20 protein-coding genes are annotated in these 23,501 nt (G+C 43.7%); 12 read left to right on the forward strand and 8 right to left on the reverse strand.

Features of this window, described 5'->3' with window-relative positions; all coding sequences use genetic code 11:
• Positions 1-15 precede the first annotated feature (15 nt).
• From celB to katX, 6 genes are all read left to right on the forward strand, one after another.
• A complete protein-coding gene (gene celB, locus L3V45_RS18385) occupies positions 16-1,335 on the forward strand; it encodes a PTS cellobiose transporter subunit IIC (protein WP_015387520.1) in 1,320 nt (439 codons plus the stop codon).
• Positions 1,336-1,364: 29 nt separating this feature from the next.
• Positions 1,365-2,765, forward strand: coding sequence for a glycoside hydrolase family 1 protein (locus L3V45_RS18390; RefSeq protein WP_088037216.1), 1,401 nt, complete (start codon positions 1,365-1,367; stop codon positions 2,763-2,765).
• 19 nt (positions 2,766-2,784) lie between these two features.
• Positions 2,785-3,666 carry an ROK family protein gene (locus L3V45_RS18395; protein WP_014306086.1) on the forward strand — a complete coding sequence of 294 codons (882 nt, stop codon included), beginning with the start codon at positions 2,785-2,787 and terminating at the stop codon, positions 3,664-3,666.
• Positions 3,663-4,607: a mannose-6-phosphate isomerase, class I gene (gene manA / locus L3V45_RS18400; RefSeq protein WP_072588355.1), complete on the forward strand. Its 945-nt coding sequence runs from the start codon at positions 3,663-3,665 to the stop codon at positions 4,605-4,607. The genes L3V45_RS18395 and manA overlap by 4 nt, the downstream gene beginning before the upstream one ends.
• A 19-nt stretch (positions 4,608-4,626) precedes the next feature.
• Complete coding sequence (locus tag L3V45_RS18405; protein ID WP_043867544.1) at positions 4,627-5,709, forward strand: glycosyl hydrolase; 1,083 nt, start codon at positions 4,627-4,629, stop codon at positions 5,707-5,709.
• Positions 5,710-5,786: 77 nt separating this feature from the next.
• Positions 5,787-7,400 carry a catalase KatX gene (katX, locus tag L3V45_RS18410; RefSeq protein WP_236837162.1) on the forward strand — a complete coding sequence of 538 codons (1,614 nt, stop codon included), beginning with the start codon at positions 5,787-5,789 and terminating at the stop codon, positions 7,398-7,400.
• A 39-nt stretch (positions 7,401-7,439) separates the two neighbouring features.
• Here katX and L3V45_RS18415 read toward each other — a convergent pair whose 3' ends face one another.
• Entirely contained in the window at positions 7,440-8,426 is a 987-nt protein-coding gene (locus L3V45_RS18415; RefSeq protein ID WP_003150840.1) for a choloylglycine hydrolase family protein, read from the reverse strand.
• A 315-nt stretch (positions 8,427-8,741) separates the two neighbouring features.
• On the opposite strand from L3V45_RS18415, the gene L3V45_RS18420 reads away from it, so the two are divergent.
• The 4 genes from L3V45_RS18420 to L3V45_RS18435 all read left to right on the forward strand — a co-directional run bounded on the left by L3V45_RS18420 (position 8,742) and on the right by L3V45_RS18435 (position 12,978).
• Positions 8,742-10,115: a purine-cytosine permease family protein gene (locus L3V45_RS18420; protein ID WP_236837164.1), complete on the forward strand. Its 1,374-nt coding sequence runs from the start codon at positions 8,742-8,744 to the stop codon at positions 10,113-10,115.
• Positions 10,116-10,337: 222 nt separating this feature from the next.
• Positions 10,338-10,568, forward strand: coding sequence for an AMEP412 family response elicitor (locus L3V45_RS18425; protein ID WP_017418614.1), 231 nt, complete (start codon positions 10,338-10,340; stop codon positions 10,566-10,568).
• 125 nt (positions 10,569-10,693) lie between these two features.
• Positions 10,694-11,425, forward strand: coding sequence for an ABC transporter ATP-binding protein (locus L3V45_RS18430; RefSeq protein WP_234949505.1), 732 nt, complete (start codon positions 10,694-10,696; stop codon positions 11,423-11,425).
• Entirely contained in the window at positions 11,422-12,978 is a 1,557-nt protein-coding gene (locus L3V45_RS18435; RefSeq protein WP_236837166.1) for an elicitor-associated permease-like protein, read from the forward strand. The genes L3V45_RS18430 and L3V45_RS18435 overlap by 4 nt, the downstream gene beginning before the upstream one ends.
• A gap of 216 nt (positions 12,979-13,194) precedes the next feature.
• Here the strand turns inward: L3V45_RS18435 and L3V45_RS18440 are convergent, their stop codons facing one another.
• Complete coding sequence (locus L3V45_RS18440; RefSeq protein ID WP_236837168.1) at positions 13,195-13,911, reverse strand: LytR/AlgR family response regulator transcription factor; 717 nt, start codon at positions 13,909-13,911, stop codon at positions 13,195-13,197.
• A 252-nt stretch (positions 13,912-14,163) separates the two neighbouring features.
• On the opposite strand from L3V45_RS18440, the gene L3V45_RS18445 reads away from it, so the two are divergent.
• A complete protein-coding gene (locus L3V45_RS18445) occupies positions 14,164-14,373 on the forward strand; it encodes a response regulator transcription factor (protein ID WP_017418609.1) in 210 nt (69 codons plus the stop codon).
• Positions 14,374-14,486: 113 nt separating this feature from the next.
• Here L3V45_RS18445 and L3V45_RS18450 read toward each other — a convergent pair whose 3' ends face one another.
• On the reverse strand, positions 14,487-15,383 hold the full coding sequence (locus L3V45_RS18450) for an ABC transporter ATP-binding protein (protein ID WP_234949508.1): 897 nt from the start codon (positions 15,381-15,383) through the stop codon (positions 14,487-14,489).
• Positions 15,384-15,629: 246 nt separating this feature from the next.
• Between L3V45_RS18450 and L3V45_RS18455 the strand changes: the two genes are divergently transcribed.
• On the forward strand, positions 15,630-16,133 hold the full coding sequence (locus tag L3V45_RS18455) for a hypothetical protein (RefSeq protein ID WP_234949509.1): 504 nt from the start codon (positions 15,630-15,632) through the stop codon (positions 16,131-16,133).
• Between the two features lie 601 nt (positions 16,134-16,734).
• Here L3V45_RS18455 and L3V45_RS18460 read toward each other — a convergent pair.
• The 5 genes from L3V45_RS18460 to L3V45_RS18480 all read right to left on the reverse strand — a co-directional run bounded on the left by L3V45_RS18460 (position 16,735) and on the right by L3V45_RS18480 (position 23,492).
• Complete coding sequence (locus L3V45_RS18460; RefSeq protein ID WP_025853654.1) at positions 16,735-17,565, reverse strand: NAD(P)H-hydrate dehydratase; 831 nt, start codon at positions 17,563-17,565, stop codon at positions 16,735-16,737.
• Positions 17,566-17,655: 90 nt separating this feature from the next.
• On the reverse strand, positions 17,656-19,386 hold the full coding sequence (gene cydC, locus L3V45_RS18465) for a thiol reductant ABC exporter subunit CydC (protein ID WP_236837176.1): 1,731 nt from the start codon (positions 19,384-19,386) through the stop codon (positions 17,656-17,658).
• On the reverse strand, positions 19,383-21,086 hold the full coding sequence (gene cydD / locus L3V45_RS18470) for a thiol reductant ABC exporter subunit CydD (RefSeq protein WP_234949510.1): 1,704 nt from the start codon (positions 21,084-21,086) through the stop codon (positions 19,383-19,385). The genes cydC and cydD overlap by 4 nt, the downstream gene beginning before the upstream one ends.
• Entirely contained in the window at positions 21,086-22,102 is a 1,017-nt protein-coding gene (cydB, locus tag L3V45_RS18475; RefSeq protein ID WP_015387513.1) for a cytochrome d ubiquinol oxidase subunit II, read from the reverse strand. The genes cydD and cydB overlap by 1 nt, the downstream gene beginning before the upstream one ends.
• Positions 22,086-23,492 (reverse strand): cytochrome ubiquinol oxidase subunit I, encoded by a 1,407-nt coding sequence (locus L3V45_RS18480; protein WP_014306093.1) that lies wholly within the window; start codon positions 23,490-23,492, stop codon positions 22,086-22,088. The genes cydB and L3V45_RS18480 overlap by 17 nt, the downstream gene beginning before the upstream one ends.
• Positions 23,493-23,501: the final 9 nt, after the last annotated feature.

Raw genomic sequence — 23,501 nt, forward strand, 5'->3', positions numbered from 1 at the left:
GCCGGGGGTGAAGACGTGTTTGAGAAAATCAGCCAATTCCTTGTTCCGATCGCGGGCAAATTAAACAATAACCGCTACCTGCAAGTCTTACGGGATGCTTTTATGCTGGCGTTTCCGCTGACCATTTTCGGTTCGGTGTTCGTCGTGCTGACGAACCTGCCGTTTTTAAACAAAATCATGAGCAGCTCCGCCCTGTCTGTCTTTCAATCCGGATTTGGCGGCGCTTCGACGGCGACGATGGGGATTATGTCCATTTTTGTCGTCTTCGGGATCGGCTATTACCTTTCAAAAAGCTACGAAGTGGAGGCCGTATTCGGCGGAGCGATTGCATTGGTTTCTTTTCTGCTGCTCACCCCGTTCGTCTTAGAGCCGGAAACGGGCAAAGCGGTCGCAGGCGTCATTCCGGTTGACCGGCTTGGAGCAAAAGGGATGTTTCTCGGTATGATAACCGCTTTTTTGTCGGGTGAAATCTACAGAAGAATCGTCCAGAGAAACTTAACGATTAAGATGCCTGCCGGTGTTCCTCCGGCTGTTGCTAAATCGTTCGCCGCATTGATTCCGGCTTTTATCACGCTTACCGTCTTCCTCTTGATCAATGCGGCTGTCACCCAGATCTTTCACACCAATCTGCATGATGTCATTTATCATACGGTTCAAGCCCCGCTTGTCGGACTTGGAAGCGGCATCATTCCTACATTAATCGCTGTTTTCTTTATTCAGATTTTATGGTTTTTCGGACTTCACGGACAGATCATTATCAATTCCGTGATGGACCCGATCTGGAATACATTACAGGTCGAAAATTTGGCTGCGTATACAGCGGGAAAAGAGATTCCCCATATTATTTCTAAGCCGTTTATGGAGATTTACACCGTCGGAATGGGCGGAACCGGAATGACATTGGCCATAGTGATCACCATCTTGCTTTTTATGAAAAGCAAACAGATGAAACAGATATCCAAACTCGGTCTCGCGCCGGGCATTTTCAACGTCAATGAGCCGGTTATTTTCGGTTTGCCGATCGTGATGAACCCGATCATTATCATTCCGTGGGTGATCGCACCGATGGTTGTCACGCTCGTCACCTACCTGGCCATGTCGGCGGGGATCGTGCCCCCTCCTACCGGCGTGACCGTGCCCTGGACCGTCCCCCTTTTCATTAACGGGATTATGGCGACCAATTCCGTCATGGGCGGCATTATGCAGCTGGTCAACCTCTGTATTGTGTTTATTATCTGGTTCCCGTTTCTTAAAGCGCTGGACAAATTAAACATGGCAAAGGAAAAAGAAGCCGAGGCCGAGCAGCATGCACGGGATGACAGCATGAGTATGTAATCAAAATCGCAGTAAGGGAGAGAAATCAATTGACTGAATCAAATATTCAATATCGTTTTCCGGAAGGATTCTGGTGGGGGTCTTCCGCCTCCGCCACCCAAACAGAAGGCGCCGCCGACAGAGACGGAAAAAGCCAAAACATATGGGATTACTGGTATGAAAAAGAGCCGAGCCGTTTTTTTAACGGCGTCGGCCCCGGCGACACGTCACGTTTTTATGATCAATACAAGGAGGATATCCGGCTGATGAAAGAAATCGGCCACAACTCCTTCCGGCTGTCTATTTCCTGGTCAAGATTGATTCCGGACGGAACTGGAGAGGTCAATCAGAAAGCGGTCGCGTTTTATCAGGACGTCATCGATGAAATGCTTGCCCATCGCATTGAGCCGTTTGTCAATTTGTTTCACTTTGACATGCCTCTCGCCCTTCAGCGTAAGGGGGGCTGGGTCAGCCGGGACACCGTTGACGCGTTTGAACATTACGCCAAAACATGCTTTTCGCTATTCGGTGACAAAGTGAAAAAATGGTTCACTCACAACGAGCCGATTGTGCCGATTGAAGGCGGCTACTTATACGACTTTCACTATCCGAATCACGTTAATTTTCAAGAAGCGGTGCAGGCCGGCTTCCATACCCTGCTGTCGAATGCAAGGGCTGTCAAAGCCTACAGAGAATTGAAACAGGACGGACAAATCGGAATCATTCTGAATCTGACGCCTTCTTATCCGAGAAGCTCACACCCTGAAGATCTGAAAGCATCCCGGATTGCCGACGCCTTTTTCAACCGCTCATTTTTAGATCCCGCCGTAAAGGGCGAATTTCCTGAGGAGCTTGTCGAGATTCTCAAGGCGGAAGGCTTTCTGCCGCGTTACGAGAAAGAAGATCTCCGCCTCATTCAGGAGCATACGGTTGACCTCTTAGGCGTGAACTACTACCAGCCGAGACGCGTCAAGGCAAAAGAACATGTTCCGAATCCGCACGCCCCTTTCCTGCCTGAGCGTTTCTTCGATCCGTATGTTATGCCCGGACGGAAAATGAACCCTCACCGCGGGTGGGAAATATACGAAAAAGGAATCTATGACATTCTCACCAATCTCAGAGAACATTACGGAAATATCGAATGTTTTATTTCCGAGAACGGCATGGGAGTTGAAGGCGAGGAACGCTTCCGCGATGAAAACGGCATCATTCAGGATAATTACAGGATTGAATTTATCCGGGAACATCTCAAATGGGTGCATCGGGCCATCGGAGAAGGTTCAAATGTAAAAGGCTATCACCTGTGGACTTTCATGGACAACTGGTCTTGGACAAATGCTTATAAAAACCGCTACGGCTTTGTATCTGTCAATCTGGAAAACGGGGGCGAACGGACCGTCAAAAAAAGCGGCCGCTGGTTCAAAGCCGTTTCCGATCAAAACGGATTTTAACAGATGAGGAGGTACGGCCATGCTTGGAGGTATTGAAGCCGGCGGCACGAAATTTGTCTGTGCCGCCGGACAAAAAGACGGCACCATTCTGGACAGGGCGGAGTTTCCGACGGGAGAACCGGATGACACACTCAGACAAGTCATCCGTTACTTTAAAGATTTCCCGATAGAAGCCATCGGCATCGGGTCGTTCGGACCGATTGACATCCGCCCCGACAGTCAAACATACGGGTGCATCACCGCGACGCCGAAGACAGCCTGGCGGAACTGCCCTATTCTTCAAACGATCAAAAGCGCACTGCATATTCCCGCAGGCTTCACCACCGACGTTAATGCGGCGGCGCTCGGAGAAGCTTCTTTCGGCGCGGCCAAAAACACGGACAGCTGCCTCTATTTGACGGTCGGCACTGGCATCGGAGCGGGCGCCATCATGAACGGCAGATTTGTTCAAGGGCTGTCTCATCCTGAAATGGGCCACATTTATGTCAGAAGACACCCGGACGACGGCTACAAAGGCAATTGCCCTTACCATACAGATTGCCTGGAAGGCCTCGCGGCAGGTCCCGCCATTGAGAAACGCTGGGGGAAAAAAGCATATCTGCTGGCGGATCAGCAGGAAGTGTGGGAGCTTGAAGGCTATTATATTGCCGAAGCGCTTGTGCAGTATATTCTCATACTTTCGCCGGAAAAGATCATTCTCGGCGGGGGCGTCATGAAGCAGCATCAGCTGTTCTCTTATATCCGTCAGCACGTGAAAAAGCGGCTGAATCAATATATTGATCTGCCCGACATTGAACACTTCATCGTTCCCCCTCAATTAGGAATTCACTCCGGCGCGGCCGGTTCGCTCGTATTGGCGGAGCGCGCATTAGAGACGGCAAACCGGGAGGCGGGAAAATGATGAAACTCTTATTTTTGGAACCGGTTTTTAAAGAAAGATTATGGGGCGGGACGAAGCTGCGCGATACATTCGGGTATGAGATTCCTTCTGAGCGGACGGGAGAGTGCTGGGCGATTTCAGCTCATCCGCACGGTACATCCATCGTGCGGAACGGGCCTTTTTCCGGAACATCATTACACCGTCTCTGGAATGAACACCCTGACCTGTTCGGACATCCGAAAGAAGACGCTTTTCCCCTGCTCACAAAAATTCTTGACGCAAATATGGACTTATCCGTGCAGGTTCATCCGGATGACGCATATGCACATCGGCATGAAAACGGAGAACTCGGAAAAACGGAATGCTGGTACGTGTTGGACTGCAAAAAAGACGCGGAGCTCATTTTAGGGCACCGCGCCCAAACAAAAGAAGATTTCGTTCGGCTCATTGAACGAAACGAGTGGGATCACCTGCTCCGCCGCATCCCCATTAAGCCCGGCGACTTTTTCTATGTCCCGAGCGGCACACTGCACGCTTTATGTGAAGGTACGCTCGTCCTTGAAATCCAGCAAAGCTCTGATGCCACCTACCGGCTTTACGACTATGACCGGACGGATGGGAACGGGAATAAACGCGAGCTTCATCTTCAGAAAGTAATTGACGTAACAGACATTCCCCATACCGATGAAAATGTAAAAAGCACTAAGCATCGGATCGGAGATGCTCTTATTACGATACTCGCCGAAACACCTTTCTTTTCAGTTTATCAATGGGATGTGAGCGGGAAAGCATCATTGCCCGCACCCGGCCGGTATTTACTCGCAAGCGTCATTAAAGGACGCGGAGAACTGGATGGATGCCCCGTTCACAAAGGCGATCACTTTATCGTGCCGGCGGATTCCGGAGATTTTGTTATAGAAGGAGATTGTGAGGTTATCGTTTCACATCCTTCATCATCTTAAAAATCAGGAGGTCTTTTATATGCTTAAAAAGTTAGCAGTCTGCCTGTCTATCGTTTTATTACTCTTAGGAGCCGCCAGTCCGATATCGGCTCACACCGTTTATCCCGTCAACCCAAATGCCCAGCAGACGACAAAAGATATCATGAACTGGCTGGCCCACCTGCCCAACCGTTCAGAAAACAGGGTCATGTCCGGAGCGTTCGGCGGGTACAGCGATGTCACTTTTTCAATGACAGAGGAAAACCGCTTGAAAAACGCGACGGGACAGTCTCCCGCCATCTACGGCTGTGACTATGGGAGAGGGTGGCTGGAAACAGCGGATATCACCGATACTATCGATTACAGCTGCAACAGCAGCTTAATCTCATACTGGAAAAGCGGCGGCCTCCCTCAGGTCAGCCTGCATCTCGCAAATCCGGCCTTTCCATCTGGAAACTATAAAACGGCCATCTCAAACAGCCAGTACAAAAACATCCTTGACCCTTCAACTGTGGAAGGAAAACGGCTTGAGGCGCTGCTCAGCAAAATTGCCGACGGCCTTACTCAGCTGAAAAATCAAGGCGTCACCGTTCTGTTCAGACCGCTGCATGAAATGAACGGCGAGTGGTTCTGGTGGGGGCTGACAAGCTACAACCAAAAAGACAATGAGAGAATCTCGCTGTACAAAGAGCTTTACAAGAAGATATACCGCTATATGACAGAGACAAGAGGATTGGATAACCTTTTGTGGGTGTATTCGCCGGATGCCAACAGAGACTTTAAAACAGACTTCTACCCAGGCTCATCTTATGTGGATATTACCGGTCTGGACGCTTACTTCACTGATCCGTATGCGATATCAGGCTATGATGAAATGCTGTCTCTGAAAAAACCGTTTGCCTTTGCCGAAACCGGTCCGTCCGGCAATATCGGAAGCTTTGATTATGCTGCTTTTATTAATGCGATCAGGCAAAAATACCCTCAGACCGCGTACTTTTTGACATGGGATGAACAATTAAGTCCGGCGGCCAATCAAGGCGCGCAAAGCCTTTATCAAAACAGCTGGACGCTGAACAAGGGCGAAATATGGAACGGCGGGTCCTTGACGCCGATCGCGGAATAACCGCTTCTTTTGAAAATCGGTTTTAAAAAACGGCTCTGCTGGGCATATTGTTACCGTTCAAAAAGGAGGGTTCAACAATGGAAAATAACAAAAACAGCGAAGAAACGCTTTCCAGTAAGACGACCGGTAAAGGCGAGTCAGAAGACACGCTGACAAACCGGCAGGGCCATCCGGTCACTGACAACCAGAATGTCAGGACAGTCGGCAATAGAGGACCGACGACATTGGAGAATTATGATTTTTTGGAGAAAATCAGCCACTTTGACCGCGAACGGATTCCCGAGCGCGTCGTTCACGCGCGCGGCGCCGGCGCACACGGATACTTTGAGGCGTACGGAAGTTTTGGAGACGAGGAGATTTCTAAATATACAAGAGCGAAAGTGTTTCAAAAGAAAGGAACGAAAACTCCGGCGTTTGTGCGGTTTTCTACCGTCAACCACGGGAAGCATTCCCCGGAAACATTGCGTGATCCCCGGGGTTTTGCCGTTAAGCTTTATACCGAAGACGGCAACTGGGATCTGGTCGGCAACAACCTGAAAATCTTTTTTATCCGTGATCCGCTGAAGTTCCCGGATCTTGTGCACGCATTTCAGCCTGATCCCGTTACGAACATTCAGGACGGCGAGCGTATTTTCGACTTCATTTCCCAATCACCGGAAGCGACTCATATGATCACTTTCTTGTTTTCGCCGTGGGGCATCCCGGCCAACTACCGGCAGATGCAGGGCTCAGGCGTCCATGCCTACAAATGGGTCAATGAAGAAGGAAAAGCCGTGCTCGTCAAATATCACTTTGAACCGAAACAGGGCATACGCAACCTGACACAGAAGGAAGCGGAAGAGATTCAGGGGAAAAACTTTAACCATGCGACACAGGATTTGTATGAGGCGATTGAAAAAGGCGATTACCCTGAATGGGAAGTGTATGCGCAAATCATGACTGATGACGAGCACCCCGAGCTGGATTTTGATCCGCTTGATCCGACCAAGCTGTGGTATAAAGACGATTTCCCTTGGAAGCCGATCGGTAAATTGGTTCTGAACAAAAACCCGGAAAACTACCATGCCGAGGTGGAACAAGCATCATTCGGAACGGGCGTGCTTGTGGACGGCCTTGATTTTTCAGATGACAAATTACTTCAGGGACGGACATTCGCCTATTCAGATACCCAGCGGTACCGCGTCGGCGCAAATTACCTGCAGCTTTCGATCAACTCGCCGAAAAAGCATGTCGCCACCAACCAGGAAGGCGGGCAAATGCAGTATCGGGTCGATCGGGCAGAAGGACAAAACCCGCACGTCAACTATGAGCCGTCCATTATGGGAGGACTCACCGAAGCAAAGCAGGATGGGAAAGACCATACACCTCATGTCGAAGGCGATGTGAAGCGGGAAGCGATCGACCGGCCGAATAACTTCGGCCAGGCCGGTGAAACATACCGCAGATTTTCGGAATTTGAACGGACCGAATTGATCACAAACCTGGTCAATACGCTTTCTTCCTGCCGGAAAGACATTCAGGATCAAATGATTGAGAATTTCACAAAAGCAGATCCGGACTACGGAAAACGTGTTGCGGAAGGGCTGAAAAAAGCCTCCGAAAGCAGCAGCGGCGGGCCGATCGGCACTACTGATACAGCACAAGCCGCAAAACAGGCTGAACAGGAAAGCCATCCGTCTGATCCGTATTAAATAAAAAAACAGGACAATCGCGTCCTGTTTTTTTTTGAGCTAATTCAGCTCCTGTATATTCTGCTCCGCCGCGGCCGCAAATACTTTCGGCTCCGGACGGTCAAGATCTTCATGGAATAAACTTACTTTGTGAATCTGCCGGTTGTCGTACAGATGAAAGTAGTAGTTCCCGGTGTCACAGCACATAACCGACGTATACTGCGTATAATCAATTTCATTCTCCTCTGTGATCACCGCGCCTTTTGGAATATTCACATTGGACAGCACGTGAAAAGCGGCCGTAACGCCATCCGTTTCATGAGCGGCAGGCTCTAAATGCTCTTTCAGATAAGCGGCTCTGATGAACCGGGATGGCGGCGTGTAATCACCGGGAAGCCCGATCGTTCCAGATCCTTGGCCGAAAGCGGTTAATGTCATTCCGCCCAATGTTTTGCTTTCTGACTGCTGCGGCCTGATTCCGATATAATGGCGCAGATTGGTCACATGCCAAGGAAATTCCGGACTGTTGGTCATCACTCCGGGTTTGTTGTCATATACTTTCATTCCCTCCGGTGTCGGCTCGATGACAATGCAGCCGCCCGTGCGGTCTGATAAAATCCAATGAAGAGGCAGCACCGTATCCAATAACATTAACTTCTTCTCTACAATCGTCAGCATTGAGAGCTTTTCCTTTATGTCTTCAAGAGATTCACAGTTTGATAAGGCCCAGGTGACAAACTCATGAGGAGCAATGTGACAGGTGCCCTCCCGTTCTGCTTTCTCGTATCCCGCAAAGCCCGGAAAATACAGCGTCGCACACGACAGCCCTTTTTCATTTACGCCGTCGGCAAACAGAACATTGCCGAGATTTCTCCCCATGCCGATAAATGCGTATTTCGTCTTATGCATCCTGCCGTCAGCTTCGCTTTTCCAGCTGTACTGACGAGGGTAAAGCACGACGTCCGTACCGAGCTGAAATGCAAAATCCATCGTTCGCGCCAATAGGTGATTACCGTCTGTCGTTTTCAATGTAAGACTTGTACACATATCATCAATCCCCTTTTCATTAATGAAATTTACACAAAGTAAACTATTCTTTCAGCTTAACGAATAATGGCTCCATTCGTCAAAAGATTGACACATTTCTCCTTCATACATATTAGTCAGTAAGCATATCCATGCCTTTTAATCCCTGGTAAATCGTTTAGGCGGCAGTGTTTGTACCGTTTTTCAAAAAAACTTTGAACGGCTGTCAGCGAGGCTTTACAATGTTTTTCCTGCATGCTGGAATTTGTAAACGGCAGGTCAATCTGTTAAGCTATGTCTTTATGTTAAAGAAGAACATACGGAGGAGATTATCTATTGAAAGTAGAAAGGCGAACGATTGAACATATTCCGCATGACGAAAGACACGGAAAGGCTAAAGATTTATTCCCCGTCTGGTTCGGGGCTAATATGCATATTACGACGTTAGTCACAGGCACACTGCCCGTTACAATGGGACTCGATCTCTTTTGGAGTATCGCCGCCATTGTGATCGGAACCTTTATCGGCGCAATCTTTATGGCGTCTCATTCCGCACAAGGACCTCAGCTCGGAATTCCGCAAATGATTCAAAGCCGCGCGCAATTCGGCGTGATCGGAGCGATTCTGCCCCTCTTTTTGGTCATGTTTATCTACCTGGGCTTCTTTGCGAGCAGTACGATTCTCGCAGCCGGTACACTGAGCAGCTTTGTCCCGATTCCGGCTTCATGGTGTATTATCGGCTTAAGCGCCATCTGTTTTTTACTCACGATCTACGGTCATGATCTGATTCACAAAATGCAGAAAATCCTCTCTTGGACCTCCTTTGCCGTTTTTTTTGCTGCAACAATTCTTATTTTTCAACTGCCGATTCCTTCAGGAAGCTGGGTGCCCGGCTCATTAGATCTGCCTGTTTTTCTAGTGGCGGTCAGCGCGGTGGCCACATGGCAGCTGGCATACGCGCCATATGTCGCAGATTATTCCCGTTATCTGCCGGTCAAAACACCGGCATCGCATACTTTTTGGTACAGCTATGCAGGTACGTCAGTCAGTTCCATCTGGATGATGCTTCTCGGCGCCATTTTGACGACGGCGCTCCCGGAATTTACCGCTAATGCGGGAAATGAGATTGTCCGATTGTTCGGTCCGTTTTCCTTTATTATGCTGATCATCGTCCTGTTCGGGCAAATGGCGATCAACGTCTTTAATTTATACGGAGCCTTTATGTCAACCACGACTACCTTGGAGCCGTTTTTAAAACTGAAGGTGACGCCGAAAACGAGAGTGGTAATGATCCTTTGTGTGACGGCAGCGGGTACTGTATTAAGTCTCTTGGGCCAAAGCAATTTCATGGAACTGTTTTTAAATTTCATCTTTTTCATCAGTTATTTCTTAATTCCATGGACGGCGATCAACCTCGTGGATTACTATTTTATCCGCCGCGGAAAATACCACGTCAAATCGATGTTTGACGTCAACGGGCAATACGGCAGGGTCAATTGGATTACAGCGGCCGCCTTCGTTTTGTCGATTATATTAGAAATCCCGTTCATCAATACATCCTTTTACATCGGGCCGCTCGCTGAAATATTCGGCGGAGGCGACATTGCCTGGGTCATCGGCCTGGCCGTTCCGTCGCTGCTGTATTATGTCCTGATGAAGCACCGTCTGAAACAACGTGTGATCAAAATCATCTCTAGAAAAAAGTTCTAGATGAATCTAAGAAAATCAATTAAATTAACCCATACCTTATCCCTAAACCAATCCTTCTCCCGCAAGTTCTAAAGAACAATATTTCAAACATTCTATTCCATAAAACATTTCGGATAACCGAAATCAAAACTGGAATATATTGAATTTGCTTATTTTTCTAGTTAATATAAAAAGCGACAAAGGCCTTTGTAAATAATTTCTTGAAAAATAGGAGGAAACAAATTGTTCGGACCAATTTTAAAAGCATTAAAAGCTCTTGTATCTAAAGTACCTTGGGGTAAGGTCGCATCATTCTTAAAATGGGCAGGTAACTTAGCTGCTGCAGCTGCTAAATATTCATATACAAGTGGTAAGAAAATCCTTGCATATATCCAAAAACACCCAGGAAAAATCGTTGATTGGTTCCTGAAAGGATATTCTGTATACGACGTTATTAAAATGATTCTTGGCTAAGTAATACAAATGAACTACACAACAAGTTGGTTTATACCCCATTCTTGATGTGTAGTTCTTTAAATGTTATTATATATTAAAAGAATAATCCATATAATATATAATAAAAAAGGAGATTTATCTACTTGGAAATTCTTCGTATTGAAAATGTTAAAAAAACCTATGACGAGAAAAACATTCTTTCTATTGAATCTCTCAAGATAAAAAAGGGTACAATTTGTGGGTATTTAGGACGAAATGGTGCTGGGAAGTCAACTACTATTAAGATTGTTATGGGTATTGAATTGCCAAATCAAGGTGAAGTCTACTTTTTAAATAATAAGATTAATTATAATCAAAATGACTATAAGAGATATATTGGTTACTGTCCGGATTACCCCGCTGTTTTTGAGAAGCTGACTGTTTTTGAACATTTAAATTTTATAGCCTATCTTTATGGAATGAAAGATGAAGGTCAAATAAAAGAAGCAATAGACAAATACCTAGAGCACTATGAAATGGAAGAGTACAGAAATACCCTTATTCAGTCTTTATCGAGAGGGAATAAGCAAAAAGTATGTATTATCTCATCTGTCATACATCAACCAAAACTGTTATTGTATGATGAACCTACATTAGGCCTTGATCCCCTAAGTATTAAACAATTCAAAAAAATGCTGAACGACTTTACTGATAATGGTGGAACTGTTTTTTTATCTTCTCATTCATTAGATATTATTGAAGAAATTGCTGACGTTGTATATATTATAGATAAAGGAAAAATAATTAGAGATAATATCTCAGTAAGCGAAATACGTAACACGCTTAACAGCGTTGAAGAATATTTAGTTTCTGCGGTAGAAGGAAGAGAAGTATGAATTTTTATAATTATTTAAAGTTTAAATATAAAATCAGCAATACTGCTAATACCAAAAAAAATTCTAGGATTGACTTATACGCCCAAAGAATTGCTTTTGTTATTTTAATTTCCTTTTTAACATTAATCCTTTATTTCGTTATAAAATTGTTCCCTCATAATATACAAGTTAATATGAATAAGTATACCCTTGGGCTTTATGCTTTCCTTTGTCTTATATCCTTTTCTTCTTCAGTAAAACAATATTATAAAGAGTACTTCCTTTCAATTGAACGCGAGATATTAATTATAGCTCCAATCCAAAAATCTCAAATAATACTTTCAAGATTTTTTGTTGTAACTTTAGAAACAATGATTTTAACTGGATGTTTCTTAACTCCATTTGTTATTGCGAATTTCTTTGCCGGGAATTTAGAATTTAATATTGTATTAGCGACAATGATTCAGATTATTTCTGTATCTTTCTTTTGCAGTTCTCTTACTCACATTTTCTTTGCCCTTGCCTTTCTTATCTCTAAAGGACATGGTCTAAAAACTGTTGCCTATACTTTAATGACTATTTTTGCAGTCGCAGTAATTGGATTAATAATCTTTTCAAATAACTATAAATCTTATTTTATAGCACAAAATAGCACCACAAAATACATACTTTACGGAGTTGTGAAATATTCAGACTTTTTAATATTAAATCATGCAGATGCCTCCGATGTATTGATTTTTATCCTGTTGATAATTTTCTACAGTTTAGTAATAACAGCAATCGCTTTTTATCTCACAAAGCGTTGTTATCGTAAAGGATTATTATCAATCTCATCCCGGGAGCTTAAAAAATCATTTTATGCAAGGAAAGTTTCTTTATTTATTAATAAGTATATTCAAAACTATTTTTTAAAAAAAGATATTCTTTATCTCATTAGATCTCCGAAAATGTTTTCAATATACATAACACCTATACTCTTCACCAGTGTAATTGAAATTAGAAATAAATTCGTATCTTCGGAGCATTTGTTACCTATTTTTATTACTGTTTTTGCTTTGGTCATTACCTCTATTTCATTATCTCTTGTGCAATCAGACGATCTTAATCATAAAGATTTATTGTTTACAATACCTTTTGATTTGGAGTCGTTGTACAGAATAAGAAGTCGATACCTATACTTGATATCGACTGGCATCGCAGGAATTTATTTGGTTATAGTATTTTTAACGGAATCTTTAAGATGGGAGTATTTTCTGTTTGGCGTGTTGGAATTGATGATTCTGACATATATTAATTCAAAAGTAATGCTGAGAAGAGTTTTCCAAAAAAGTAATTATAAATCTCATGGATATAGATATAACGGGTCTTTAGCTTTTATTATTTTCACTCATTTTCTTATATGGAATGTTCCTTTAATAATTTCATTTAGTCTCATATATGAAATTATTAACTTAACACTTCTTCAAAATCATTTATCAAACCGTTCTATTTTTATATTAATAACCCTATTAATAATAATATTTATCATGCTGTATAACAGCAAAAAAACATATGTATCAAAAAAAGGAGATTAATATTATGTCAAGTAAAAATGAGAAAAAGACAACTTTAGAGAAAATTAGTTTGGGCTTCTCTATTATCTGTGTAATATTTCTTTTGTTGAAATTCACCGGTATTCTAAATACCATTATTGACTTTTTTAAATAATAATTTTCAAAACTGCTGTCCAGACTTTAACAAACAATTCCATCTATAGATTAGATGGAATTGTTTGTTAATGAAGTGCTATATCAATCAAATAACATATCTTTTAATATTTTATATTTATTCCGACTAAGTGATAAAATTTCATCTGTATCTTTAAGTTTAAGATTATATGATTTCATATAATTATCAGGTTTTATTTCTTCTATTTTTTTTAAGGGTACTATATAGGACTGATGTATTCTGAAAAAACCATAACTCTGAAGTTTAATTTCTAAATCATTCAAACTTTCCTTACTATCAATAATTTCCTCATTTACTAAATGAATTTTCGTATTGTCTTTTTTTTTCTCAATATAATTTATATCTTCTATATCAATGAACTTTGATAATCCCTTATTTTTTATCACCATTTTTTCAGTTTTATAAAAATTAAAGGCATGACTCATAATTCTTTTTACAGTTTGATTTAAACGAAATACATTAATTGGTTTAACCAAATAATCTTCCGGATAATACTTATAGGCTCTAATTCCAAACTCAATGTAGGAACTTATGAATATTATTTTCACATTCGGATAATTAATCGTTAGAAACTCTGCAACTTCAAAACCATAAGCATTTGAAATACTCAGGTCTAAGATAGCAATATCAAATTTATTTGTGTTAATTTCCTTCAGCAGCTCTTCTGCTCTTGTAGTAGCAAAAACCAACTCTAATTCAGATATACTGTTTACTAAATTGACTAATCTATACAAATCGGATATATCGCTTTCTAAAATCACTACTTTTAATTTATTCATATTAAAATCACACTTTCAAACATACTTTTACAAAGAAACAACACAAGGATCTTTTGTACTAGGTTCTCTCAATATTTAGAAATTCAGTACCCGAAAAGGAGAAGACGTTACTTTATAACTAGGTTTTCCTTACCTTTTCATGACACAATAATTAATAAAAACAACAAATTAAATAGGTTTAGGTACCTAAAACCTCTGATTGGCAAAAAATTCCCGTTAATTTGTTATAATATATTCAAAAAGGAGATTGTGATGGCAAACAGAACAAATAATATATCTGAAATTGAACAAGAAATAATTAAGTTAATTGCATGTGAGATGCCCAATAAACAAATTGCAGATAAACTAAATTATTCTCAAAGGATGATCGAGTATTATATAGCTCGGATATCCAAGAAACTAAATGCGCAGACCAGAGTGGGGATTATTGTTAAAGCTTTCAAACAAAAACTCCTGATATGAATTTAATTTTTAATTATATAAAGTGATTTTTTAGTTAGTCCCTTATTATAAAAAATTATTGTTGCAACCTGGAAAGTAACCCCCGCTTTTTAAAAACGGGGGACTTATTTTAATTATCCCATGAATATTTCCTCAAGGCTTGGCTCTTCAACTATTACTCTATATATATCGATATTCCTTTCAGTTAATATCCTAATAATAGTTGGAATTTTGTCTTCAGAACTTACAGAAAGTGAGAATTCATTCTTCTTAATGAAAATATCGGATCCAAAGTTGCCCACTGCATCTTTAATATCATTAAGATTTTCTTCTTTTACAGAGTGTTTAAATTTCACTTTAATATTAGATGTATATTGCTTTTTCAACTCCATTAAAGTACCTTCATTGAAGATACTTCCTTTTTTCATAATAGCAATCTTTGAACAGATTTTTTCAATTTCGTTTAAATTGTGAGATGTCATAAAAATAGTTTTACCTTCTTCTTGTAAGCTTACGATTAAACTTTGAAGAAGTAATGCAGATTCTGCATCAACCCCTGATGTAGGTTCATCCAAGAAAATTAAGTCAGGATCATGTACAATTGATTGCGCAATTCCAAGTTTCTTTTTCATCCCGAATGAGTACTTACCTACTTTTTTATTTGCATCTTTGATCAATCCTACTCTTTCCAAAACATTCTCACATTGGGGAGTTGAAATTTTTCTTCCATTAATTTTTGAGAAATACTTTAGATGGTCAACAGCTGACATAGAGTCATACAAAGTAGAATAGTCCGGAAGTACACCTATACGATTTTTGATTTTGTCAAGGGATTCTTCATTAAGCAATTTAAAACTTCCAGAGGTCGGTCGAATTATTCCCGTAATCATGTTTATAAAGGTTGATTTTCCGGCTCCATTTCTCCCCAAGAATCCATATATCTCCCCACGTTCTACCTGAAGACTGACTTTATTGACTACAGTTTTTGAACCATACACTTTAGTTAGATCATTAATTTCGATAGCGGTCATTACAAATCTCTCCTTTTAAATAGAAATATTGCGACATATAATATGATGGTAGCGTAAATAAGATTTATAAAAATAAAGTATCCGCCTAAATATGAGTAATAAAAAGGTGTAAGATACTTAAACCAACTAATCCAACCATTCGATGAGAAGAGAGCCCACAGACTTATCGCAGGAAAAACCAAAGAAAATATAATACTAAAAAACATTGATACTCCGGGTTTTGGAATAATCACAGAAAAAAGTATCGTGAAAGATATTCCAACAGTTATAAACGTCATACATTCCGCGACACCTGACCAAAAAAATTCTTTTGATACAAAAGTGATTAATATGTATGAGGCTATAATACAAAATAGCCAAAATAGCCATATTCCAAAAAATTTCCCCAACAGAATTTTCAATCTTGATGATTTAGTTACTAAAAACCGCATAGTCCTCATATTAATTTCTCTATTTATAATATCGTGTGATAGCCCTGAAATTAATAAAAGACCGATAAGAAACACAATACTAAATATCCCCATCGCATATCCATTTGAATCCAATCCTAAATCTTCGATTTTAGAAACACTCTCCATTAAATCAGCAACTAAATACGAAACTGCAAATAGAATTGCTATCGTTATAATGGATTTCACGCTCTTAAACAGACTTTTAAATTCTTTAAAACAAATGGTCCACACCATTATCACTCCTTTTAATAAATATTTACTTATATATAGTATTATAGGTGAATTATTTACACAATAATTAATCACTTTAATATTCCCTTAAATATTAAAAATTACCTATTATGATTTAAATTAAGTTGATATAATCTTTATATTTAGCAAAAATATAACCTCCTCTTATTGCTGATATTATGTAGTAACAATGTGTAAATTGGTGTAATCCCAATAATAGGATCTCTGGGTAAAGAATATATTCAGTCATGTCTGGTCTGACACAGTAACCTTAAGTATAGCTTATATATATTTGTGTATCTTGTTCGATCGTTCTTCTTGTGTATTCATGCTTTTTGCCACTCACCTTTAAAATACGCGGATCAGTGAATAAGACACGGCTGCACACCATATCATGCATAGATTATATAAAAACGACACCAAAAATTTTTTAGGGTAGTTGTATGTGTAAAACGGCTTCATCTCTTCCCGCTACAATGATTCCAAAAAGGATGGTTGATATCTAGTTAATTTCTTTTTCAAGCAGACCTTTCGAAACATGAGAAAGTCACCATCTTTTGAAATCTATCTTTTTTATTTTATCGGATTAGAATGAATACTCAAAAATAATTGCTGTCAAAGTTTTTCCGCAACCGAAAAGGCGCCTTCCCTATGAAGACGCCTTTTCTTTATTCATATTCCTTCCATACACGCGGCAGCAGTTCAGAAAGTTCGTGCGCCAATAAGGTATGGGCGGAGCGCTCTTTCGTCCATAATTCCGCACATTCGCCGTGAAGGCGGACGGCGTTCAATACGGCGTGCTTCGGGTCTTGATGACAGCACAGCATGCCGAGAATCATTCCCGACAGCGTGTCGCCGGTCCCGCCTTTTGCAAGCGCGCCGTTTCCGGTTGTATTCCTGCGGCATTCCCCGTCGGGAAAAGCGATAATGGTTTCGTTTCCTTTCAGGACAATCGTGACATGAAGCCGCTCCGCCCATTCCGCGGCATATTCCGCTCTGTTCTGCTGAATCTCTTGAATCGGAAGGCCTGTCATTCTGGAAAATTCGCCGGGATGAGGCGTCAAGATCACGGGAGCTTTCCTCTTCGGATAGGTTCTTTTCGTAATGGCGCCCGCATCCAGTATGACGGGATAATCGCCAGAAAGCAGCTGATCAGCCGCCTGCTGCACTTCGTCTGTTTGGGGAAGGCCCGGCCCGATGGCAGCGGCCCGGATGGTTTCCCCGGGCTGGCCCGCCGCGGCTTTTTTCCACCCGTCCCGCCAGTACGTGGCTTCCGGCAGCACCGGGACGATAAGCGGAATGACGCCTGCCGATGTACCGATGACGAGCTTGCCGACACCGCTTCTCATCGCGCCCAATCCGGCCAGAAGGGCGGCTCCCGGCATGTCATCGCTCCCGGCCAGCAATAACGCCGTCCCGAACGTTCCTTTATGGCTGTCCGCCTCCCGTTTCGGCATCGTATCTTTCACATCCTGTTCCGTCCAATCCATTATATTCATCTCTGTACCTCCTCTTCTGTCTCCTATTTATATTCCAAACAAGAAGAGATTTTAAACCGCACAAAAAAACAGCCGCTCGTTTGCGGCTGTTTATGTTCTGATCGGAACATCAAGACGGTAAAGCTTCCAGTACCTTTCGTTTTCTGCAAGCAGCTCTTGATGGGTTCCTTCCATTTCTGCTTTTCCATTTTCTAAAAAGACGATTTTATCAGCTGTTTCCACACCCGCTAAATGGTGTGTAATCCAGAGGATCGTTTTCTCTTTAAAGACATCAAAAATCGTATCAAGCAATTCTCGTTCAGTGACCGCATCAAGGCCGACCGTCGGTTCATCAAGGATAATGACCGGCGTGTCTTGGAGCAGAATACGGGCAAGCGCGATCCGCTGCCGTTCCCCGCCTGAGAAACGAATCCCCGTCTCCTGCACGGACGTTTCATATCCGTCAGGCAGTGATTCAATATAATCATGCAGCTTCACTTGCCGAGCCGCACGCTTAACATCTTCATCACTCGCCTTGCCGTTTCCGAGCCGGATATTGTTCATAATGCTCGTGTTAAAGAGATGAGGTTTCTGATTCAAAACGGCCACCGCTGAGGAAATCTGCTCCTGCACGGCCGCAGTTTCCAGCCCGTTCAGCATCACCTTGCCCGAATCGGGAACTAAGGCGCCTTCAATTAAAGCGAGAGAGGTCGACTTACCGGAGCCGCTCCTGCCGAGCAGCGCCATTTTTTCCCCCTGGCGGAGAGTGAAGGAAAAACGGTCAAGCACATGACTGTGCTGATCATAAGAAAACGTCACGTTATCAAATGTAAGTGTCACATCGGATACATCCAGTATCTCATCTATCTGCTTCACCTCACGACTTCGCAGCTCCGGAGCCGCCTTACTCATTCTTTTGATGGAATCCTGATAAGAAGGCACTTCCGTCAGCGCATCCGAAAGGGGCAGAAACGCCTCCGTCAATGGAAATACGACAAGCACAAAGGCTGCGATCATCGTGTTGGCGATGCTGCCGTCCGCATACTGACCCGCCGTCCAGAACAGCATGATCAATATGAAGCCGCCGACAAGGCATTGCGCGGCGAGATCACGCCATCTCGTAAACCGCTGACGCTTGCTTTCAAGGTCAAACCATGCCTTCTCTTTCTCTTCATAAGAGGAAATAAAGGCCGCCTGTCGTCCCGAGAACATCCAGTCGCTCACGCCGAGCACGGCATCTGTCAGCCGGCTGTAGAGCGTATTCCGGCCGCTTTTCAGCCTCATGTTTTTCGCTCTCGTCACAAGAAGCGACACAACCGGAAACAATACAACCAATATAAACAGGTAAATCGCCGCAAAAGCGGCAAACGGCCAGGAAAAAAAGCCGAGTCCGATAACGGATGCCGCATACAGCAGCAAAGCGGAAACCGCCGGGAAAATCGTTTTTAAAAACGCATCCTGCAAATGCTCAATATCCTCAGCCAAAATGCCGAGCATGTCGCCCGTCCGAAAACGGGATGAAAGCATGAGCGAGGCCGGCTCCAGCATATTGTAAAGCCGCACCCTCATATCGGACACGATTTTCAAAATGATATGGTGCCCCGTCAGGCGCTCGGCGTACCGTGAGACTGAACGGGCAATCCCGAAGGTGCGCACGGCCACAATCGGAACGTACACCAGCAGGATATTCTCAGGCCTTGTCGCCGACTTAGAGATCAAAAAACCGGAAGTGAACATGAGAAAGGCCGCCGAAAAAATCGTCACCGCGCCTAAAAAAATCACAAGAACAAACAAACGGGCATTTTGCTTTATATACGGCAGAATCCATTCTTCTTTTCTCATGTTCTTTCCCCCAGTTGCGCCTTTACAAGTTTGGCATATACGCCTTGTTTCGCCATCAATTCGTCGTGGGTGCCGATTTCCGCCACCGCGCCGTCATCAAGCACGATAATTTCGTCCATCTCAAGCATCCAGTGAAGACGGTGAGTGGCCAGAAAGACAAGTTTGTTTTCAAACAGGTCTTTCATCGTTTCTTTTATTTCATATTCTGTTTCAATATCAAGGTGAGCGGTCGGCTCATCCAAAAGGAGAATCGGCCGGTTTCCTAAAAAGGCTCTGGCCAGCGCGACACGCTGAGCCTGCCCTCCGCTGAGCGCCCGTCCGCCCTCGCCGATCCGGCCGTCAAGGCCGCCGGGCAGATCGCGGATCAGTCCGGAAAGACCCGCTGAATCAGCAGCGCGCGCCGTTTCCTCACGGGAAGCATCAGGATGATAAAACCGGATATTATTCATAAGCGTGTCATCAAAAATGTACGGATGCTGCGGAATATAAAGCAGCTGCTTCTGCCAGCCGTCTGACTGCAGATGCGAGCGGGATTCACCGTTTACCTTGATCTCACCGGACGCAGGCTCTAAAAAGCCGCCCAGCACATCAATGAGTGTCGATTTTCCCGCACCGCTTTCCCCGATAATTCCGATTTTCTTCTTCCCTTTAAAGGACAGATGAAATTCAGACATCGATTCTCGGACGGACAAACGCGTAAGCTGTAATTCATCCCCGTCAGTCCACGTATCAAGTTCGAGCGGCTTTTCATCTTTAAAACCGGGCTGCGCCAAAATCGCTTGAATGGTTTTCCCCGCCTCCTGCCCGTTTAACGTCGCGTGGTAATCATTTCCCACTTCGCGGACCGGGAGAAAATATTCAGGCGCGAGAATCAGCGCTGTCAATGCCGGACCGAGCAGAATTTGTCCGTCTATCAGCCGCAAGCCGAGAAACACAGCCACTGTCGCAACCGACAGCATCGTAAAGAAATCCAGGGCGAATGATGATAAAAACGCGACCCGGAGCGTGCTCATCGTCGCCTTGCGGTATCTCTCACTGACATGAAAGATGTTTTTGCTGTGTGATTTGCTTAATCCTAAAAACCGCAATGTCTCCAGTCCGCGGAGCGAATCCACGAAATGATTGGAAAGCGTCTGATAGGACTTCCATTGGCGATCGGCTTTTTTCTGTGCGACAAGTCCGAGCAGGATCATAAATACAATCAAAATCGGAAGCGCAAGAATCAGAATCAAAGCCGATGTTTTATCCTGAAAAAACACGTAAATAACAACGGCCGCCGGCACAATCGCCATGCTGACCATTTTCGGCAGAAACAGCTCTAAATAACGGCGGAACTGGCTGATGCCTTCCATCGCCAGCGTCACCATCCGGCCCGTTCCCTCTTTTTTCGCAAAGCGGGGGCCGAGACGGAACAATTGCTCAAGAAATCTTTTTCTTAAGTCTGCGCCGGTTTGCGCGGCATATTGGTACACGATTTTCTGCCGGACCGCGGTTACCGCATGCCGGACCAAAAACGCAAGCAGGAAAAAGCCGATAACCGGATAAAGAGAAGCAATCCGCTTCCCGTTAAATAATCCGGTTACCGCCTGGCTCAGCCATTCCGCCTGCAAGATGATGGCGGCCGTTTGTATAATCGTTAATCCCGTAATGATCGCAAGAATCCGCTTCATTCCTTTATAAAGAAACAGGTCTTTTCCCATTAATAAGTCATAGGCTCCTTATGGCTGACGCGTTTCCGGAAGACATAATAGCTCCAGATCTGACTGCCGATGACAAACGGCAGCAGAGTCAGTGCAACAATTGTCATGACTTTAAGTGAATAATCACCGGATGACGCGTTAGCTACTGTTAAGTCATACGCGCTTTTCAGCGAGCTGACCATGACGCGCGGGAACAGAGAGATAAAAATCATCGCAACTGTCAAAGCAAGACCCGCGCCGGTCATACCGAATGCCCAGCCGTCTTTTTTCTTGCTCATGAACACAACAGCAAGAACGTTGCAGATGACAATCAGCACGAATACCGGAATCGTGATGTTTGCCCGGCGTGTAAACATATCCGTATCGTATGCAGACATCGCAAAGAAAGCAAGTACAACAAGAAAGATAACACCGATTACGCGTTTTGCCATTTTTCTCGCACGCTCTTGTAAATCACCGATCGTGCGCAGTGTGACAAACATTAAACCGTGCAGGAATGAAAGAAGGGTGACGGCTGCTCCGCCAAGGACGGAATACACGTTCACAATATCTGAGAAACCCGCATGCATATTCATATGGCCGTCAATCGGCATGCCGCGGAACAAGCTTGTGAAGATAAGGCCGAATACAAACGGCGGGATAAGGCTGCCGAAGAAAATCACCCAGTCCCATGTTTTGACCCATTTTAAATGATTCACTTTTCCGCGGAATTCAAACGCCACCCCGCGGCCCATTAAAGCAAGAAGGATGATGATAAACGGAATATAATATCCGCTCAGCATCGTCGCATACCAGTTCGGGAATGCCGCGAAGATCGCTCCCGTACCTGTCAGCAGCCATACCTCATTCGCATCCCAGAACGGGCCGATGGTGTTAATCAGCACTCTGCGTTCTAATTCATTATGGCCAAGAAATCGGGTCGAAATGCCGACACCGAAATCAAAACCTTCTAAAAAGAAAAATCCGACAAACAAAACTGAAACGAGTACAAACCAAAGATCATGAAGTGACCCCATGGTAGACCTCCTGACTGAACGGATCCGTTGATACAGGAACATCCTTGTGATCATCATGGTCCGCACCTTTTTTAATTTCACGAACGAATAGGAAGACAAGCAGCGCGCCTAAAATCAAGTACATGACGCCGAAACCGATAATTGAAAACAGCAGAGATCCCGTCGTTACGTTAGGCGAAACGGATTGTGCGGTTGTCATCTGCCCCATAACCGTCCACGGCTGGCGGCCGATTTCAGTCATAATCCATCCGGCAGAGTTCGCAATGAACGGGAATGCGATCAGTGCGATCATGCCCCGTAAATACCACTTGCTCGTATGAAGCTTTTTGCGGCGGTTCAGAATAAAGCCTGCAATCGCGGCAAAAATCATAAGCGCACCCGCTCCCGCCATAATGCGGAAACTCCAGAACGTCGTTTTAACAGGCGGGATATAGTCGCCTTTTCCGTACGTTTTTTCATATTCTTTCTGAAGTGTTTTCATCCCTTTCACACTGCCGCTGAACTTCTGGTAAGCCAAGTAGCTCAGTGCGTAAGGAATTGAAATTTCTGATGTGTTTTTTTCTTTATTCGTATCAATATTCGCAAAAGCCGTCCACGCGGCAGGATCACCGCTGTCATCCCAAAGCGCTTCACTGGCGGCCATTTTCATCGGCTGCGATTCCATTAAATGCTCAGCCTGCATGTGTCCGCTGAACGCAACGCCGATACCGGCGATCAGACCGACAATCATCGAAAGCTTGAAAGATTTATGGAAGAAAGGCACTTCTTTTTTCTTCAATAATTTAAATGCGCTGACACCAGCGATAAAGAAAGCACCCGTCGCAAGCGCTCCGAAAATGACGTGAGGGAATTCAACCCAAAGCTGAGGGTTTGTCAAAAGCGCTCCGAAGTCATTCATTTCCGCGCGGCCGTTTTTAATCGTAAAGCCGACCGGCTCCTGCATGAATGAGTTTGCCGTCAAAATCCAGAAAGATGACATAATCGTTCCGAAGGATACAAGCCAAATGCAAAGCAAATGCACTTTTTTAGATAAACGGTCCCAGCCGAAAATCCATAATCCGATAAAAATAGACTCCATAAAAAACGCCAAAAGCGCTTCAATCGCAAGCGGAGCCCCAAATACGTCCCCGACAAAACGGGAATAATCAGACCAGTTCAATCCGAACTGGAATTCCTGAAGAATCCCTGTGACGACGCCGACAGCAAAGTTAATTAAAAAGAGATGCCCCCAAAATTTAGCCATTTTGAGATAGGTCTCTTGTTTTTTGACAACGTAAAGCGTCTCCATCAAAGCAACCATAAACACAAGCCCGATAGACATAGGCACAAACAAGAAGTGAAACAATGTTGTAGATGCAAATTGAATGCGGGCTAATACCAACTCACTCATGATGTTTTT

This window comes from Bacillus sp. R45 (assembly GCF_021729365.1).
Lineage (GTDB): Bacteria > Bacillota > Bacilli > Bacillales > Bacillaceae > Bacillus > Bacillus velezensis.

Coding starts and splice junctions, on each gene's coding strand:
- L3V45_RS18460 (WP_025853654.1), bottom strand. CDS start 17,565: ATGAATATAATGGATTGGACGGAACAGGATGTGAAAGATACGATGCCG.
- cydB (WP_015387513.1), bottom strand. CDS start 22,102: ATGGGGTCACTTCATGATCTTTGGTTTGTACTCGTTTCAGTTTTGTTT.
- L3V45_RS18450 (WP_234949508.1), bottom strand. CDS start 15,383: ATGACCGCTATCGAAATTAATGATCTAACTAAAGTGTATGGTTCAAAA.
- L3V45_RS18395 (WP_014306086.1), top strand. CDS start 2,785: ATGCTTGGAGGTATTGAAGCCGGCGGCACGAAATTTGTCTGTGCCGCC.
- cydD (WP_234949510.1), bottom strand. CDS start 21,086: ATGGGAAAAGACCTGTTTCTTTATAAAGGAATGAAGCGGATTCTTGCG.
- katX (WP_236837162.1), top strand. CDS start 5,787: ATGGAAAATAACAAAAACAGCGAAGAAACGCTTTCCAGTAAGACGACC.
- L3V45_RS18435 (WP_236837166.1), top strand. CDS start 11,422: ATGAATTTTTATAATTATTTAAAGTTTAAATATAAAATCAGCAATACT.
- L3V45_RS18445 (WP_017418609.1), top strand. CDS start 14,164: ATGGCAAACAGAACAAATAATATATCTGAAATTGAACAAGAAATAATT.
- cydC (WP_236837176.1), bottom strand. CDS start 19,386: ATGAGAAAAGAAGAATGGATTCTGCCGTATATAAAGCAAAATGCCCGT.
- manA (WP_072588355.1), top strand. CDS start 3,663: ATGATGAAACTCTTATTTTTGGAACCGGTTTTTAAAGAAAGATTATGG.
- L3V45_RS18405 (WP_043867544.1), top strand. CDS start 4,627: ATGCTTAAAAAGTTAGCAGTCTGCCTGTCTATCGTTTTATTACTCTTA.
- L3V45_RS18440 (WP_236837168.1), bottom strand. CDS start 13,911: ATGAATAAATTAAAAGTAGTGATTTTAGAAAGCGATATATCCGATTTG.
- L3V45_RS18415 (WP_003150840.1), bottom strand. CDS start 8,426: ATGTGTACAAGTCTTACATTGAAAACGACAGACGGTAATCACCTATTG.
- L3V45_RS18480 (WP_014306093.1), bottom strand. CDS start 23,492: ATGAGTGAGTTGGTATTAGCCCGCATTCAATTTGCATCTACAACATTG.